Below are 15,786 nucleotides of genomic sequence, written 5' to 3' on the forward strand. Positions count from 1 at the left end.
ACAGCCATCATGCGCAAGCTCGTGATCCTCGCAAACGCCCTCCTCAGAGATCAGCGTCCATGGGTCAACTTTCCTTCTTGATCAACACGGATACTCTAGATTGCGCTCGGGATCAATTCATCAACATGCGATCTACCTTGTCGCGGAATCGATAGTAATTCCCGACAATCGGCAGAAACCACGGTTTTCCAGAATAAAACGGGACGGTCGGGAAATCTCTACCGTCGAAAGCGCATTGCTTTTGATTGCTGCCGCCAAGAATTTTACGGGCAGTCTGGTATCCCAGATAGGTCATCATCGCCACACCGCTGCCATTGCAAGCCAAGCAGTAGTGTTTGCCTTCCTCCTGACCCATATGCGGGAGAAAATCGAACGCAAAAGCTACGTTGCCGGTCCAGGCATGCGTGACCTTGATCCCTTTAAGCTGAGGAAAACGATCGGTCATAAATGAGTGCAGTATCGGCGCACTAACACGCGGGCTTACCTGCGTGAATTTTGCCCGTCCACCAAAAATGACGCGTTTCCCATCCGGCGACATACGATAGTAGCAAAGAATTCGCGGCGTATCGGCAATCGTTCGCCCATTTGGCATCAAGCTTTTTGCCAAATCTTCAGGGAGTTCCTCGGTCGCGATGATATGGCTCGCAACTGGCATAAGGCGCCGCTTCAACTGCGGCGTGAGATTCCCCGTGTAACCGTTCGTTGCAATAATAATCTGCTCGGCTTTGATATCGCCCCGACTTGTCTTAAGCGTAAAATTGCCCGCCTGGCCCTCGATGATCCCCGCTTGCGCCCGCGAGCAGAGACGAACGCCCGCGCGGCGGGCAGCCTCCAAAAGTCCTTTGTGATAAAGGGCGGGATGCAGTTTGCCAGAGCGTTCGAGCAGCATACCACCGTGGTAGTAATCGCTGGCAATCTCTTCTCGCTGGGCGTCCCTTGTCAGCATTCTGGCGCCGGCATCAGCATGTTCGTTCAGCTGTTCCACGCGCTTCGCCATGCTCTCATAGTGCTTGGGCGCGAATGCTCCCACGAAGCGGCCAGAGCGCTGATAACTGCAATCAATTTTCTCGCGCTCAATGATGGTTTCAATCATCTCGAAAGAAGCGAAGCCATCGCCCAGCATCGATGTTATCAGATTAGTACGCTCTTCATTGACTTTGCGCCTTCCGGATCCCGTAAGACCTTTGCCCAGTGAGATACCGCCACTGACTGCTCCGCCGTTACGTGTGCTGGCACCGGACCCAAACTCATTTGCTTCAATGACCGTCACATCCGTGCCATTGCGCGCCAACTCCAAACCGGCGGAAAGTCCGGCATAACCGCTGCCGACGATTGCAACCGTGGTACGTTTGGGCAGATCAACCAGTTCGCCGGCTGTGGGTTCAGCAAGTTCCCACCAATAGGGCTTTTCCTGAAAATCGGAATGAAACACGCTTTGACCAGCAGTCATAACTCTTCGCTCCTCGAGCTTTCGGTATCGTTGTTCTATGTACGTTTTGGCGGCACCAGTTCAGGGTCTATGGCAAACCCGCCACTTTTCAAAAGTACGAATCGCGAATAGTTCTTCTACGATAGCGATTCACCTTTTCCCCTGGTCATGTTTTATGATTTGTCGTTGTGTCACTGCCCATATGAGAAGAACTGTCGTAACAACAATAATCTGAATCACCGATACGGCAGCGACCGTTGGGTCTATTTCCATCCGTATGTTGTCGAACATTTTCTTGGGAAGCGTAAAATTTGAACCGGATAGGAACATCGATATGATCAGTTCATCGAAAGACGTAATGAACGCCAGAAACGCTGCAGAAAGTATACTGGGCCTGATCTGCGGTAGCGTCACTCGCCAGATTGCGATGAACTTGCTCGCGCCAAGCCCCACCGCAGCGTCTTCAAGACTTTCGTCGAAGGATTTCAGTCCGGCACTGACGATGATGACAACGAATGGCAAGGCCAGCAGCGCGTGAGCGAGCGTTAATCCATACCAGGTCCCGATCATCTGCATCTGCGCGAACAATCCGTAGACTGCGATCGAGATGATGATCGTGGGAACGATAATGGGCGCAGCAACCATCCGATCAATAACAGCGCGCCCAATGTAGTTACCGCGAACCAGGCTGAAGCTGAGCGGAACACCAATCAGAAGCGTCAAGATCGTAGTGGCCGCCGCGACCTGGAGACTGCGGACGGCAGCCCCAGTCCAGGTGGGGTCACTGAAAAAGCGATCGAACCACTGCCAAGAAAATCCCGATGGTGGAAAGCGCAGATAGGGGTCTGCGCTCATGGAGATCGGGAAAACGATGATCAGCGGCAGCATCAGGAAGCAGAACACCAAGGCGGAGAACACCACCAACGTCAGCCGCGCAGCTGAGCGCTTCTGTGTCCGTCTGGCCATATTATCTACCTCCTCACCGCTGAGTGGCCGCCAGTCAACCGCTGCACGCCAACGTAGATGATGAGCGTTGCTGCCAGCAGGACGAATGCAAGAGCGCTGGCGAAGGGCCAGTTCACGAACTCGCGGACTTGCTGTTCGATGATCATGGAAATCATGAGGACACGCCCGCCACCGAGCAGGGCCGGGGTGATGAAGAACCCGATGGATAGGACGAAGACCAACAGGCTGCCGGCCACCACGCCATGCACCGTAAGAGGCAGATACACTCGAGCCATGATCTTCCAGGCCGGCGCACCGAGCCCCTGCGCTGCCTGAACCAGGCTTCGATCAACTTGGCGCATCGCGCTGTATATGGGCAAAAGCATGAAGGGCATCAGCACATGAACCATGCCAATCAGCACACCCAACTCGTTGTGCAGAAATGCGATGGGCTGCTCAATCAGCCCAAGGTCCAAGAGGGTTTTGTTGAACACCCCGTTGCGCCCCAGGATCACCATCCATGCATAGGTTCGAACAAGGATACTGGTCCAGAAGGGCAGCATGACGAAGGTGAAACCGACAATTACCCAGAAACGACTGGTTGTTGCCATGAAATAGGCAACAGGATAACTCATTATTAGAGATATTATTGTAACAATAGCTGATATACGCAACGTGTCCCACAGTATTCGCATATACAAGCTATCGAAAACGACTTTCTGATACTGGATCAGGTTGCCACCTTCCAGACTCAGAATACCCAGTCGGAATACCGGAAAAACAAATAACCCAAGCAACAGTATGACGGCGGGTAATCCCAGTAGGGCCAAGTGGAACTGGCGTCGACGCCGTGCTGCGGCGGCCCTATTGTGCTTCGGATCAATTGTATGAGGAGCGGGCACGGTGGTCATAGTAACCTCTCCCCTTAATCGACTTCGATCAAATGCACGTCCACGGGCTGCGCTGCCGCCGAAAAGCGATCCCCTACCCCAGGAAGCACTGATTGAGATCCCGAGTTCACCCTGACCAGAATCTCGGTGTCATCGGAAACCTGGACACGATACTTGAAGGAAGTACCAAGATAGATAACTTCTTTCACCTCACCGCGAAGACTGTTTTCACGATTTGCCGCAGAGGTATCGTCAAAACGCAGACGTTCAGGCCGTATCATCACGCCAACTTTCGCGCCCGGTTCCAGGTTGGTGGCATTGCTGCTAACGAAAGTGAGCCCCCCGGAAACCTCAATGACGCTTTGCGCACCTCGCTTCTCCTTCAGGGTGCCGTAGAACAGATTCGATTCCCCGATGAATTCAGCGACAAAGGGATTGGAGGGATGTTCGTAAATGTTCAGAGGTGCTGCCAACTGTTCAATCTGGCCCTCGTTCATCACCGCAATCCTGTCGGAAAGGACCAAGGCCTCCTCCTGATCGTGCGTGATGAACAGAGTGGTTAATCCCAGCTTGCGCTGAAGGTGCTTAACCTCGAGCTGCATGGATTCACGGAGTTTGCGATCCAACGCACCAAAGGGTTCATCAAGCAGAAGAATGCTCGGATTGAACACAATGGCGCGTGCCAGCGCTACGCGTTGCTGCTGCCCGCCGGAAAGCTGAGAAGGCAGCCTTTCGCCATACTGCGCCAGTTCGACAGTCCGCAGCGCCCATTCCACTTTTTCGCGTATTTCCTGCTTCGGATAGCGACGCATTTCCAAGGGAAAGGCCACATTCTGGTTGACCTTCATGTGTGGGAAGAGCGCATAGTTCTGAAAAACCATGCCGATATTGCGCTTTCCCGGCGCCAAGGTGGTCATCTCCTGGTCACCGACCAGCACTGTCCCTTCCTCCGGAATCTCAAATCCCGCAACCACCTTCAGCAGCGTTGTCTTGCCCGACCCGCTCGGACCCAAGATCGTCAAGAGTTCGCCCGACTGCACATTGAGCGACACATCGTTCAAGGCACGGAACGAATCGTAATACTTGGATACATTGACAAGATCCAAGCTCACGGCAGTCGTGTTGGCCCGAGCTTTCATACTTTACTCCCTTAGAGCGGATCGCATTTGGTCAGACAAGAATGCGTGATGAACTCGTTCTAAACTCAATGGGCCCCCGGCCTTCATGCGAAGGCCGGGGAAAGGCGGTACATCACTGAAGTGCTGACTGCTTGCGCCTCTTAGTTGGACAGCATCCAACGGTTCCAGCGCTCACTGGCTTCGGCGCCATGCTCTGTCCACCATTCAACGCTCAGCCAGAACTGCTTGTCCAGGTTGTCTGCGTGGGTGGGGAGATAAGGCGCCACTTCCGGATCAACATAGTCGATCGACTTGAGGTTCAAGCCGGGATACCCCATGCCATTCGCATAAACGGCCTGATTCTGGGGCTCTGCCATGACCTGGAGGAACTTTTGCCCCCAGTAGCTATCCTTGGCCCCTTTCGGGATCCCGAACGTGCCTTGCTTGATCGAGCCGCCGGCCCACTCGATGCCGATCGGTGCATCCTGACGAACCAGATCGTAGAAGCGGCCGTTCCACCCCGTGGCGAGGACCACTTCTCCGTCAAGAAGGAGCTGTGCGGGCTGGGCGCCCGTGGTCCACCAAACGGTCACATGAGGTTTGATTTCGTCAAGCTTGGCGAATGCGCGATCCATATCGAGGGGATAGAGCTCATCGGACTCGACACCATCCGCCAGCAGGGCGAACTCAAGATTGTCCACCGGATGGTTGCGCATTGAACGTGGACCCGGGAAGTTTTCTACATCCCAGAACTCACTCCAGCTTTGCGGATGGCTACCATCAGGGAAGGTTTCAGTGCTGTAACCCACGACTGTAGAGTAGACGGAAGAAGTGAAGGTATAGGTGTTGCGCACTTCTTCCGGGAAGTCCGACAAATCAACTATGCTCTCGTCGATCGGCTCCAGCAGCCCCATCTCCGCCGCGCGCAACCCATCCTGGCCACCCAGTTCGGTAACAGTCCACTCAACGTTGTTGGACTCTACCATCGCACGCAGCTTGCCGAAGTCCACGGGACTGGTATCAACAACGCGTATTCCGGTTGCTTCCTCGAAAGGCTCAAAGTATGCCGGCCGCATAATCTCGTTCATGGCACCGCCCGAGGCGTTGACGACGATAAAATCAGGCTTCTCCGGCTCTTCTGCGCTCACACTGCCGGTTGTTGCGACCAGTGCCGCCACTGCGCAGGAAAGTAATGCTGTTCTTCTATTCATCAGTTTCGTTCCTCCTTGTTGAGCTTTGTTGCTTAGAGTGATGCAGGCTTAGCCTGCCGTGTTGCCCGGTTGCGTGCGCCCTGGAGGCGTCCCAACGGGAGCAATAATTGGGGCATACGGACCGAGGCGAACTCCGCCAGTGCGTCGCAAAACCCGTTGGATCCAGTTTTCGTCACGGGCAAGGGCGAGCCCCTCATCTCGCGTCTCGTTCTTGCATCGCGAGGCATGCCCCTACCCCCATGGCTTCCATCATTGTGGTTTAATCCGTTTCGATCGATGTTTCCGCAAGGAGGGCTTCGACCTCGTGCATATGCGCGATCGCCCGTGGACCCAGCATTTCGGCAACTGAAGACAGCAGAAGTTCGACCAGCAGAAAGCTCGACACCGCTGAGTTGAAGTAGAAGGGGCCTTGCGTCCGCAGGGTCACGCGGCTTTCCCCTTCGCCTGCCAAGGGCGACGAAGCATCGGTAATGGCAACGATCGGGACTTCGCGTTTCGCCATGGCCGCGCAGGCTTGAACTGCAACCTTGGTGTAAGGGCGAAAAGAGACGACAACGAACACATCATCGCGGGAAACCTGTGCCAGCTCTTCGGCAATCGCACCGCCAGAAATACCCAGCATGGCCACCCGAGGCCTGAGAAAACTTGCGAAGGCGCCAAAGAAATAGGCAACAGAATAGGTTGCCCGCACACCGATCACATAAACATTGTTCGCCTTGCAGATCAGTTCGGAAGCTTTCTCGATGCTCGCGTCATCAGTCCCACTGGCAGTCGCCAGAAGCCGCTCCACTTCCTCATGGGCGAGCTGCTGGAAGCGATTGGCTCGGCCTGACGACCGACGGTCCATAATCCCCTTGGCATGATTGCTGTAGAACAGTCCCAGTTGGGAAATTTGCTTGCGGAACACTTCCTGCAGATCGGTGAAACCGGAGAGGCCGAGGCGCTTGCCCAGCCGGGTCAAGGTAGAGGGATCAACACCGGCTTCGTCAGCGATCTCCGTTATACTGCACACTGCCGCACGATGCGGGTTCTCAAGCATCCAGATGAGTGCGGCCATGGCCCGGCGCCCCAGTCGAGGAATGTTCTCCTGCTGCGCTGACTGCCCTAGCGCGTTCAGGTCCTCCACGCTTTGTGGAACCCTATGGTGACTTCCCTGCTCGGCCACTTATGCCTTTCCCATTTGCATCTTGTTGGCTCTGTGCAAACCGTAAAGGCACATGCTGCGCCGGGCAACTCATTTGTCGAGGCGCCTTCATGCCGCATAAGAGTATCCGAGTAGGTAGGGCCAGAGGCAGGCTTCCGCTTAATTTCATTCTGGAGGCATCCCTCCGGATCAAGGCATTGCCTGCGCAACCCTCCGACAGCGTGATGCCGGTGGTCCCAGATTCAGTGTTGTACGGATACGCCCGAGTCGGTTGCCTGGCTTTGCAAGGCAGCGGCGCAGGACAATGCCCCGGCGGCCCACATGCTGGGCGAAATCTATGCGGGCGACGTGGTCTCCGGTGTGCGGGTGCTGCGCCGCGTGGCGCAACGCCTGGCCGGAAGCAGCACGAACCTGCCTGTGTCCTACGCCTGGCTGCGCCGCGCCGAGGCTGGGGAGACCGAGGCCGGCCAAACGGCCGACGTACTCTGAACCAACCTCTCGCGCAGCCAGCGCTCCGAGGCCGAAGCCATGGCCGAAGGCCGCCAGAGCCTGCCCTGCACCTGGGCCCCCTGCTCCTGGGCCCCCTGCTCCTGGGCCCCCTGCTCCTGGGACGAGGTCATCGCCAGCGGGTAACGGGAGCAACACCGCTCCCGCGCACCCCTTGGGCGGCTTCTCAGTCGGGAAATATCCCGGGTGAGGTCGGCGCGCCGTCGTCGTACTTCGAGAGGTATTCGAGAATGAGCGGACGGTTGTCGATGAAGCCCTTGTAGCTCGCCAGTTCGTCCGGCAGGTCCCGGATCACCCGGTGCAGCCGGCGGCCCCACTTGGGAACGGTCACCAGGTCGTCCAGACTGATCAGATAGCAGCGAATCGGGAAGAGCAGGCCGTTCGAGCGCGGCAGACGGTAGAAGGTCTGGAGCTCGACCCGGAGGTGCAACTTCTGGCCGATGTTTTCCGGGGTCAGCTCGCCGCGCATGACGCCCCACTTGTGATAGTTCTCCGGACTGGTGTCCAGCAGCGGGTTGACCGTCATGGTCCAGTTCAGCCGACGCGCCGGCTCGCCCTGGCGGATGCTCAGCAGGTACTGCAGCGCCCGCTGAAAGATGCCCATCTCGTGGGCCTTCGGCACCGGGGCATGCCACTCGAAGAAGTTCATCCCGATGTCGAAATCCAGGCTCCAGTCGGCCTGGGTGGTGACCATCCCGGCGTCCATCCAGAGGTTCTCGTCTCGCTGATCGAGCACCACAAAGTCGCCCTGGGCCTGGCGGGTGATGTACTCCAGCGGCCCGTAGGGCAGCGTGGTCTCGTCCAGGAAGGTGAAGGTCTGGTCGATGCCCAGCGGCCGGTTGATCCAGCGCCAGGTGTCGCCGTCCCGGTGCAGCTCGAAATGCTCGGGATAGTCGGCTGCCTTGGAGGTCATGATGAGCTCCAGGACATCCCAGCCCGCCAGGGTCATGTGCGGCAGGGACTGACAGCGCAGCGGATCTTCCGCCAGCACGAGCGCGCGATCGCGCATTTCCGAGACGTAGTGCTCGTCCACGTCGAAGGCTGCCTCGAAAACGCTTCCCGACTGCACGGGGACGTGGCGCTCCATGTTGACCGAGTACATGTAGCTGTCTTTATCGAAGGGGAAGGGAAAGCGCTGAATCGCCCAGTCCGAGTTGGAATAGGTGAAGTCGTCGCGGAAGCTCTCTTCCTTGAAAACAATCGTCATCGCATCCTCCCTCAGCGATCGAGAACGAGGGTCTTGCCCTCGAAGCGGGAGACACAGGGCATGATCCGCTCCCCGCTGGCCCGCTGCTCCTCGGTCAGCCAGTGATCGTTATGTATGAGCGTCCCCTCGTGCTCGAGCACCCGGGTTTCGCACTGCCCGCAAGCCCCGCCGCGGCAGAGATAGGGTGCATCGACGCCCGCTTCCTCGATGGCTTCGAGCAGGGACTGATGCTCGTCCACGGTGACACTCTTGTCCGAGGCCGCCAGCCTCACCTCAAAGGGCTTGCCCGACGGCGGCGCCAGGAACTCTTCCGAATGCACCGCCTCGCGCGGCCAGCCGAGCTGCGTGGCCGTCGCCAGGACCCAGTTCATGAGGCCCTTGGGACCGCAGACGTAGAGGTGCGTGCCCAGGGGCTGCCCGTCGAGCAGCGCTTCGAGATCGATCTTCTGTCCCTGCTCGTCGAAATAGGTCCGCACCCGCCCCGGATGGCCCGAAAGCAGCGTGTCCGCATAGGCGGCAAGGTCCGGTGAGCGCGCGGCGTAGTGCAGCTCGAAGCGGCCGCCCATCATCGAAAGCTGCCGGATCTGGGCCATGAAGGGCGTGATGCCGATGCCGCCCGCGATCATCAGGTGCTTGCGCGCCCGCAGATCCAGCGCGAAGAGGTTCACCGGCGCGCTGATGGTCATTTCCATGCCCGGTTTAACCTGGCGGTGCATGAAGAGCGACCCGCCGCGGCCGGCGTCGTCGCGGCGCACGGAAATGCTGTAGGAGCGCGTGTCCGCTGGATCACTCATCAGGGAGTAGGGATTGAGCCGACGCTTGCCCTCATCGTGCATCTCGACAACGGTGTGCGCCCCACCGGAAAAGCGCGGCAGTTCGCCGCCGTCACTGCGCACGAAACTGAAGCGCGTGATCAGGTCGTTGACGGGCGTGACCTCGGAAACGGTCACCTGGAAATTGGCACCTCCACTCATGGGAAACGCTCCACTGGCTCGGGGATATCGCCCGGATTCTCCGCATCGACGCACACGCCCTGAAAGGCCGCCATACGGCGCGAGTAGTGATCCCGCACGAAGAGATGGAGCCCGCAGTGCGCGCACTGGAAGGGGTCCATGGTGACGTCTTCCGTGATCCCCTTGCAGTGCACGCACTGCACGCGGCGGCAGAGCGAGCCGCGGTGCTCGGTCTGGATGGCGGTGTGGGGAATCCCCTGGTTGGTGGCCTCCAGCATGGCCTGGCCCATGAGGCCCTCGGTGCCGCTGAGGTAGACCTGCAGGCCCATGTGGGCGCTGGACAGCACCCGCTGCAACCGCGGCACGACAGCCGAGTAGGAGGGCGCGATGTGCAACTGTGCCGGCTTCAAGCTCTCGAGCCTGGCGACCAGGGACTGGCCGGTCGCTTTGGGGATGAAGATGATATGGGCCTTGTCGAAGAAACCCGCGGGGGCCGTGCGCGCCATGTCCAGGATGGCCTCGCCGCCTTCCGCGTCGGCCACGAAGAGATGCTGGGCCCCGGACCGGGCCTCGAGCACACCATAGACCGGCCGACTGATAATGGTGGGCTGGATGGGGGAGTGCGACATGCGTCGGGCGCCTCCTTTTTCAATGCTGCCTTGGAGAAGAAACAGAAAGGGGCGCAGACCCGTGGTCTGCGCCCCTCGCCGGGTCAGTCCTTGACCGTGCGGCGCTTCTTCTCGGGGTCGTGGAACGGCAGAGGATGCGCGATGCAGGAGATCTCACCGGTGGCGTTCTTCACGGTGAGGGGCGTGCCCTGTACCGCACAATCCACGGGCATGCGCGCGATCCCGACGTTGTGCTTGTTGAGCGGGGAGTACATGCCGATGGTGACGACACCCACCTGCTTGCCGTCCTTCAAGAGCGGTGCGCCCTCCTCGGCCGGCTCCGTACCCTCCAGCTTCACGCCGAAGATCTTGAAGCGCTCCTTGCCCTTGAGGCGGTAGTGCTCATCGGCGCCCCGGAAACCGGTCTTGCCCGGCGACACGGTGAAGTCGAGCCCCAGCTCCCAAAGGGTGTCGCCGCCCGGCTCATCGTCGAAGGGGTAGGTCTCGGAGTTGTCGTAGGGATAGAACAGCAGGTAGCTCTCCGCGCGCAACAGATCGAGCGTGGTGAAGCGGGTCGGGATGATGCCCATCTCCGCGCCTTCCTCGACAATCCGGTCCCAGATGGCCACCGCATCCTGGCCACGGCAGAAGATCTCGTAGCCGCGCTCGCCGGTGTAGCCGGTGCGCGAGATCGTCACCGGGAAGCCGAAGAGGGTGGTGTGCATGTGGCTGAAGTAGCGCAGCTTGCGGATGCCCTCGACGTGCTTTTCCAGATAGTCGACGGCCAACGGTCCCTGCAGGGAGATATCGTGCAGGTTGTCGTCGAAGCGCACCGAGACGTCGCGCCCGCTGGAGGCCATGGTGAGCTGCTCGTGGCCCTGGCCGGTGCCGTGCACCACCATCCAGCTGTTCGGGCCCATACGATAGATGACGCAGTCATCGATGAACTTGCCGCGATCGTCGAGCATGGCAGCGTAGGCCGAACGGCCGGGCTGGATCTTCTCCACGTTGCGCGTGGTGGCGCGATCGATCACCTGGCTGGCGTGGGGGCCGTTGATGTGCACCTTCTTCAACCCGGAGACATCCATGACGCCCGCCTTGGTGCGGATCGCCATATACTCCTCCGTCTGATCCTTGTCGTAGGTCCAGGCGGTGCCCATACCTCCCCAGTCTTCGAGGTTGGACCCCAGAGCGCGATGCCGATCCGCAAGCGCCGAAAATCTCCAGGTAATGGCCATGGTCTGCTCCCTGCTATTGCTCTGGGGCAGGAGATTGGGTCAGATTACACCGAGAATCAATCCCTGGAATTAACAAACTTTCCTGGTAGTCACAGCTTCGGCTCGAATCTGCTGCGGTTGAAACGACCGGCAGCGCATCGCGCTATCCGACCAGCGCCGCCTTCAGGGCCGGGACGTCCTCAAGTACGCAGTCGACGAAGGCCGCGATCCTCGGGATAGGGCGCAGGTCGGCCGGGGTCAGCAGGTACCAGCTGCGGATCAGCGTCGCCACGGGCGCCACGACCTGCACGAGGCTCTCTTCCGCAGCGACCCAAGTCCCGCAGATATCGCCGCCGGCGAGGTCTTCGTCGAGCCGGCGGGCGTCAGCATGACCGGCCGGAACCGGGGCAGCGAGCCCACCCGCATGGCGCTCTTCTACGTCTGCGAACCCGACGAGCCCTTCGCCGACCCGGTGACCTGAACCCTCGTGACGGGCGCTTCCGCGCCGGGGGCCTGGAAGTGCCCCCTCACCGGGCGCATCGGCCTCACATGTTGGTCTGTTCCGGCGGCACGTTCTCGGGCAGCGCGGCTGCACCCTCGCCTTCCGTGCAGGCCACCTCTTCCATGCCGATGCCGTAGCAGGTCATGGAGAGTGACCCCAGGGCGTAGCCGCGCACCAGCGCCTTGGCATCCTTGTCTGCGGCGAGACCAGCCGTATAGAGCAGCGGGATGAAGTGGTCGGGCGTCGGCACCGCCAGGTCGTAGTCGGGGTGCTCGAGCAGCTTGAGAATGTCGCCGGGCGCCTCGACCATCTGCTGCACTGCGGCCTCGTCGAAACGCTGTGCCCAGTCGGTGCCGGCCTCCGGCTTGTCCCACTGGATCCGGCGCAGGTTATGCACGACGTTACCGCTGGAAAGGATCATCACCCCGCGGGCGCGCAGGGCGGCCAGCTTCGCGCCGAGCTCCAGGTGGTACTCCATCGGTTTCAGGGCGTTGATGGAGAGCTGCACCACCGGAACGTCGGCCGCGGGATAGAAGTGGGCCAGCACACTCCAGGTGCCGTGATCCAGGCCCCACTGGTCGCGGTCGGCGCCGACCCAGATGGGCTTAGCCACCTCGGCCACCTCCCCCGCCAGCTCCGGCAAGCCGGGCGCAGGGTAGTCGAAGGCGAAGAGATCTTCGGGAAAGCCATAGAAGTCATGGATCGTGCGTGGCCGCGCCATGGCGGTGACCGCCGTCGCGCCGATGAACCAGTGCGCCGAGACCACCAGCAGCGCCCGCGGCCGCGGCAGGCGTTGCCCCAGCCGGCGCCAGGCCCGGGTGTAGCCGTTGTCCTCCAGGGTGTTCATCGGATTGCCGTGTCCGATGAAAAGTGCGGGCATCAGGTCGGGCATGGGTCATCTCCTGCAAGGACCGGACAATCGTCCCGGGACAAGCCTAGCAGAGGAGGGCGCGACGCGCTGGCATCGATCGGCCCTACCCCTCGGTGCGACCCGAGCTTTCGCGGTCGCGGGCGTAGCGCCGCGCGAGCGGAAAAGGCGGCAGCCAGGCCTCGCGGCGCTCGGTCCAGAGTTCGTAGGACGGTTGCAACTGGTCCGGCGCGTCGAGGGCACCAAGGTTCACCTCGATCTCGTCGCCGCTACGCGAGAAAAGCGACGAGCCGCAGCGCAGGCAGAAGAAGCGGCCGCCATAGTCGCCGGTCTCCCCCGCGACGGTCACCGCGTCGTGCGGAAAGACGGCCGAGGCGTGAAACAACGCCCCATGGTGCTTGCGGCAGTCGAGACAGTGACAGAGACCGACCCGATAGGGGGCGCCCGTCGCCATGATCCGAACCTTGCCGCAGAGGCAACCGCCGCTGAAACGCTCCATGCCGGCCTCCCTTCCGCTTGCGCCCACGAGCTATCGCATTCGCCCCTTCCCTTGCCGAGAGCATGCACCGACAATGGGTCGATGAAAACACGCTCCGGAAGCCTGCTCGGCCTGCTCCCCTTCCTGGTCCTGGTGCTTGGCGGCGGCCTTCTCATCGGCATGGTGACGGCCCCCGATGCCTGGTACGCGGCGCTGAACAAGCCCAGCTTCAATCCGCCGGGCTGGGTCTTCGGCCCGGCCTGGACCCTGCTCTACATCCTGATCGCGATTGCCGGCTGGCGCCTCTGGCGACAGGGGCACCGCGGACTGCCGATGACGCTCTGGTGGGCGCAGCTCGCGTTGAACTTCCTCTGGTCGCCCCTCTTCTTCGCCGCCCATCGTGTCGATCTCGCGCTTGTGGTCGTCGTGCTGCTCCTGCTCACGATCATCGCCTTCATCGCCGCCGCCTGGCGCCAAGACAGGCCCGCCGCCCTCCTCTTCCTGCCCTACGCCGCCTGGGTGGCCTTCGCCACGCTGCTGAACGGCGCGATCTGGCGCCTGAACTGAGGCGGCGCCTGCACTCTCCACGCTCCCGGCCTCAAGCGGAATAGCAGACGAAGGCCAGCTTGTTGCCGTCGGGATCGCGCAGGTAGGCGGCGTAGAAGCCTTCGCCGTATTGCGGCCGCAGGCCCGGCTTGCCCTCATCGGAGCCGCCATTCTCCAGCGCCAGGTCATACAGGCGATCGATCCGCTCGGGGCTCGTGACCAGAAAGGCCGTCATCGCCCCGTTGCCCACCGAGGCCTCCCGCCCATCGAAGGGATAGCCGGTGAAGAAGCGCGGCTGGCTTTCGTCGTCCTCCCGCCCCCAGGAGGCGCAGTGCTCGTCGCGCCAGCACCTCTCGTACCCCAGCTCCGCGAAGATTGGATCGTAGAAAGCAAGGGCGCGCTCCAGGTCCTTCGTGCCAACCATGGTATAGCCAATCATTGACGCTGCTCCCTGTTCTCCATTCCGGTTCGCGCGGTCCGGCCTCGTCAGCCGCGCCGGGCCGCCTCGATCGCAGCGACGTCGATCTTCTTCATGGGGAGCATGGCCTCAAAGGCGCGTTGGGCTTCCGCGCCGCCCGCCGCCAGCGCCTCCATCAGGATGCGCGGCGTGATCTGCCAGGAAATCCCCCAGCGGTCCTTGCACCAGCCGCAGGCGCTCTCCTGCCCGCCGTTGCCGACAATGGCGTTCCAGTAGCGGTCGGTCTCCGCCTGGTCCTCGGTGGCGATCTGAAACGAGAAGGCTTCGCTGTGCTGGAACGCGGTCCCGCCGTTGAGGCCGAGGCAGGGAATCCCGGCCACCGTGAACTCAACCGTGATGACATCACCCGCCTTGCCACCCGGATAGTCCGTCGGCGCATGATGCACGGCCGTCACCGCGCTGTCGGGAAAGGTCTTGGCATAGAAGTGGGCGGCGGCCTCGGCCTCCTTGTCGTACCAGAGGCAGATCCTGTTCTTTGCCATCGGCTGTTCCTTTCGCTTCTCTATTGGCGGCAGATAATTCGTACCACCATGATGCCAGAATCCTGTGCAGGCCGCCACGAACGACCGAGAAAGGCCGGAGGCCGAAAAGCCCCGGTTGCGACCGGCACAGGTTACCGACTTGCAATAGTACAAAAAACACCCATATCTACATTGTATATGTGTAATCCAGAATGGAGATGCCCATCATGTCCACCCAAGAACCGGAGAAAAAAGAAAGCCGCCTCGCGCGCACCGATCGCATTGCACGAGAATTCATTGAGATCGAGCGCCGCACGGAGCAAAGTAAGACTGCCCGCCTGCGCGCGCTGCGCCTGAAGCGGGAAGAGATGACGGCCTGAATTCCGGCGCGTGGGCAGTGAAATACTGATCAATCGTCGTAGCGTGCCCTAAGTGACGAAGGGGTTGAAGGTGGCGACGTTCAGCGTCTCGAAATCGCGGGTGTTGCCTGTAACGACGGTCAGGCCGTGAACAGCCGCAGTCGCAGCGATCAACGCATCTTCGATGAGTTCGTCGGACTTGCGGTGCATCAGCCTTGCCCAGACGCGGAAGGCGCGCGCGTCCATGTCGAGCACGTTGTAGGTGGCTGCGACCAGTTTCAGCCAGGCTTCAAGCTCCTCGGCCTTGGCGCTGTCCTGCTCACGCGTGATCTCGATGCCAGCCTGAATCTCCCCGATCGTGACGGCCGAAAGGTGAAGCTGTTCGTCGCGCGTGCCTTCAAGCCAGGCGACCACCGCACCATGCGGGCGCGGGCGCCGCAGCTCGGAGACGATGTTGGTGTCGAGGAGATACATCGCTAGAGGCCTTCGCGCGGCTCACGCCGGCGGAGGCGGCCACGCCTGGGCAGTTCGAGGTCGGCGCGCGCCGCGCCCGAGAGCAGCAGCTCCTTCAGCGTCGGCTTAGCCGCGCCCTGCAGCCGCTCCCAGTCCTGCATCGGAACCAGAACGGCCGCCTCGGCACCCCGCCGGGTGACGATCTGCGGCCCGTCCTTCAGGCAGCTATCCAGCAACTCGCTGAAGCGTGCCTTCGCATCCTGAACCGGCCAGCTCTTCATGGGGCCTCCGTGGAAACCGACTAGTCAGATAAGTGGTCATGCCAGCGACCGTTGTCAATCCCGCGCCCGCCCCGCGTGCAATCGCCGCCGCTCTGTGCCTAAGCTGGCGCCTCACCCTTTGCGCCCCTCCT

The 15,786-nt window shown here is 60.9% G+C and carries 20 protein-coding genes; 3 read left to right on the forward strand and 17 right to left on the reverse strand.

Annotated elements, in window-relative coordinates; translation table 11 throughout:
• Positions 1-112: 112 nt before the first annotated feature.
• The 6 genes from ABZ720_RS13275 to ABZ720_RS13300 form a co-directional block, all read right to left on the reverse strand.
• Positions 113-1,450: an NAD(P)/FAD-dependent oxidoreductase gene (locus ABZ720_RS13275; protein WP_366556011.1), complete on the reverse strand. Its 1,338-nt coding sequence runs from the start codon at positions 1,448-1,450 to the stop codon at positions 113-115.
• A gap of 129 nt (positions 1,451-1,579) precedes the next feature.
• Entirely contained in the window at positions 1,580-2,395 is an 816-nt protein-coding gene (locus tag ABZ720_RS13280) for an ABC transporter permease (RefSeq protein ID WP_366556012.1), read from the reverse strand.
• A 5-nt stretch (positions 2,396-2,400) separates the two neighbouring features.
• Positions 2,401-3,285 (reverse strand): ABC transporter permease, encoded by an 885-nt coding sequence (locus ABZ720_RS13285; protein WP_366556013.1) that lies wholly within the window; start codon positions 3,283-3,285, stop codon positions 2,401-2,403.
• 14 nt (positions 3,286-3,299) lie between these two features.
• Complete coding sequence (locus ABZ720_RS13290) at positions 3,300-4,403, reverse strand: ABC transporter ATP-binding protein (RefSeq protein ID WP_366556014.1); 1,104 nt, start codon at positions 4,401-4,403, stop codon at positions 3,300-3,302.
• A 140-nt stretch (positions 4,404-4,543) separates the two neighbouring features.
• Complete coding sequence (locus ABZ720_RS13295; protein WP_366556015.1) at positions 4,544-5,593, reverse strand: ABC transporter substrate-binding protein; 1,050 nt, start codon at positions 5,591-5,593, stop codon at positions 4,544-4,546.
• 259 nt (positions 5,594-5,852) lie between these two features.
• Positions 5,853-6,650 (reverse strand): MurR/RpiR family transcriptional regulator, encoded by a 798-nt coding sequence (locus ABZ720_RS13300; RefSeq protein ID WP_366556016.1) that lies wholly within the window; start codon positions 6,648-6,650, stop codon positions 5,853-5,855.
• A gap of 408 nt (positions 6,651-7,058) precedes the next feature.
• Here ABZ720_RS13300 and ABZ720_RS13305 point away from each other — a divergent pair, with 408 nt between their 5' ends.
• A complete protein-coding gene (locus tag ABZ720_RS13305; RefSeq protein WP_366556017.1) occupies positions 7,059-7,226 on the forward strand; it encodes a hypothetical protein in 168 nt (55 codons plus the stop codon).
• Between the two features lie 184 nt (positions 7,227-7,410).
• On the opposite strand, the gene ABZ720_RS13310 is transcribed toward ABZ720_RS13305, so the two are convergent.
• The 7 genes from ABZ720_RS13310 to ABZ720_RS13340 form a co-directional block, all read right to left on the reverse strand.
• Positions 7,411-8,451, reverse strand: a complete 1,041-nt coding sequence (locus ABZ720_RS13310; protein ID WP_366556018.1) for a heme-dependent oxidative N-demethylase family protein — start codon at positions 8,449-8,451, stop codon at positions 7,411-7,413.
• Positions 8,452-8,462: 11 nt separating this feature from the next.
• On the reverse strand, positions 8,463-9,425 hold the full coding sequence (locus tag ABZ720_RS13315) for a PDR/VanB family oxidoreductase (protein WP_366556019.1): 963 nt from the start codon (positions 9,423-9,425) through the stop codon (positions 8,463-8,465).
• Complete coding sequence (locus ABZ720_RS13320) at positions 9,422-10,033, reverse strand: dimethylamine monooxygenase subunit DmmA family protein (protein ID WP_366556020.1); 612 nt, start codon at positions 10,031-10,033, stop codon at positions 9,422-9,424. The genes ABZ720_RS13315 and ABZ720_RS13320 overlap by 4 nt, the downstream gene beginning before the upstream one ends.
• An 83-nt stretch (positions 10,034-10,116) precedes the next feature.
• A complete protein-coding gene (locus ABZ720_RS13325; protein WP_366556021.1) occupies positions 10,117-11,250 on the reverse strand; it encodes an aminomethyl transferase family protein in 1,134 nt (377 codons plus the stop codon).
• A 142-nt stretch (positions 11,251-11,392) separates the two neighbouring features.
• Positions 11,393-11,539, reverse strand: coding sequence for a hypothetical protein (locus tag ABZ720_RS13330; protein WP_366556022.1), 147 nt, complete (start codon positions 11,537-11,539; stop codon positions 11,393-11,395).
• 235 nt (positions 11,540-11,774) lie between these two features.
• Complete coding sequence (ygiD, locus tag ABZ720_RS13335; protein ID WP_366556023.1) at positions 11,775-12,623, reverse strand: 4,5-DOPA-extradiol-dioxygenase; 849 nt, start codon at positions 12,621-12,623, stop codon at positions 11,775-11,777.
• A gap of 82 nt (positions 12,624-12,705) precedes the next feature.
• Complete coding sequence (locus ABZ720_RS13340) at positions 12,706-13,098, reverse strand: GFA family protein (protein ID WP_366556024.1); 393 nt, start codon at positions 13,096-13,098, stop codon at positions 12,706-12,708.
• 81 nt (positions 13,099-13,179) lie between these two features.
• On the opposite strand from ABZ720_RS13340, the gene ABZ720_RS13345 reads away from it, so the two are divergent.
• Complete coding sequence (locus tag ABZ720_RS13345) at positions 13,180-13,644, forward strand: TspO/MBR family protein (protein ID WP_366556025.1); 465 nt, start codon at positions 13,180-13,182, stop codon at positions 13,642-13,644.
• Between the two features lie 31 nt (positions 13,645-13,675).
• On the opposite strand, the gene ABZ720_RS13350 is transcribed toward ABZ720_RS13345, so the two are convergent.
• On the reverse strand, positions 13,676-14,062 hold the full coding sequence (locus tag ABZ720_RS13350; RefSeq protein WP_366556026.1) for a VOC family protein: 387 nt from the start codon (positions 14,060-14,062) through the stop codon (positions 13,676-13,678).
• Between the two features lie 47 nt (positions 14,063-14,109).
• Positions 14,110-14,583: a VOC family protein gene (locus tag ABZ720_RS13355; protein ID WP_366556027.1), complete on the reverse strand. Its 474-nt coding sequence runs from the start codon at positions 14,581-14,583 to the stop codon at positions 14,110-14,112.
• 206 nt (positions 14,584-14,789) lie between these two features.
• On the opposite strand from ABZ720_RS13355, the gene ABZ720_RS13360 reads away from it, so the two are divergent.
• Positions 14,790-14,942 (forward strand): hypothetical protein, encoded by a 153-nt coding sequence (locus ABZ720_RS13360; RefSeq protein ID WP_366556028.1) that lies wholly within the window; start codon positions 14,790-14,792, stop codon positions 14,940-14,942.
• Positions 14,943-14,990: 48 nt separating this feature from the next.
• On the opposite strand, the gene ABZ720_RS13365 is transcribed toward ABZ720_RS13360, so the two are convergent.
• A complete protein-coding gene (locus ABZ720_RS13365; protein WP_366556029.1) occupies positions 14,991-15,395 on the reverse strand; it encodes a type II toxin-antitoxin system VapC family toxin in 405 nt (134 codons plus the stop codon).
• A 2-nt stretch (positions 15,396-15,397) separates the two neighbouring features.
• On the reverse strand, positions 15,398-15,655 hold the full coding sequence (locus ABZ720_RS13370; RefSeq protein WP_366556030.1) for a type II toxin-antitoxin system Phd/YefM family antitoxin: 258 nt from the start codon (positions 15,653-15,655) through the stop codon (positions 15,398-15,400).
• Positions 15,656-15,786: the final 131 nt, after the last annotated feature.

The sequence above is a fragment of the Aquibaculum sediminis genome (assembly GCF_040712085.1).
Taxonomy (GTDB): Bacteria; Pseudomonadota; Alphaproteobacteria; order Kiloniellales; family DSM-21159; genus Aquibaculum; species Aquibaculum sediminis.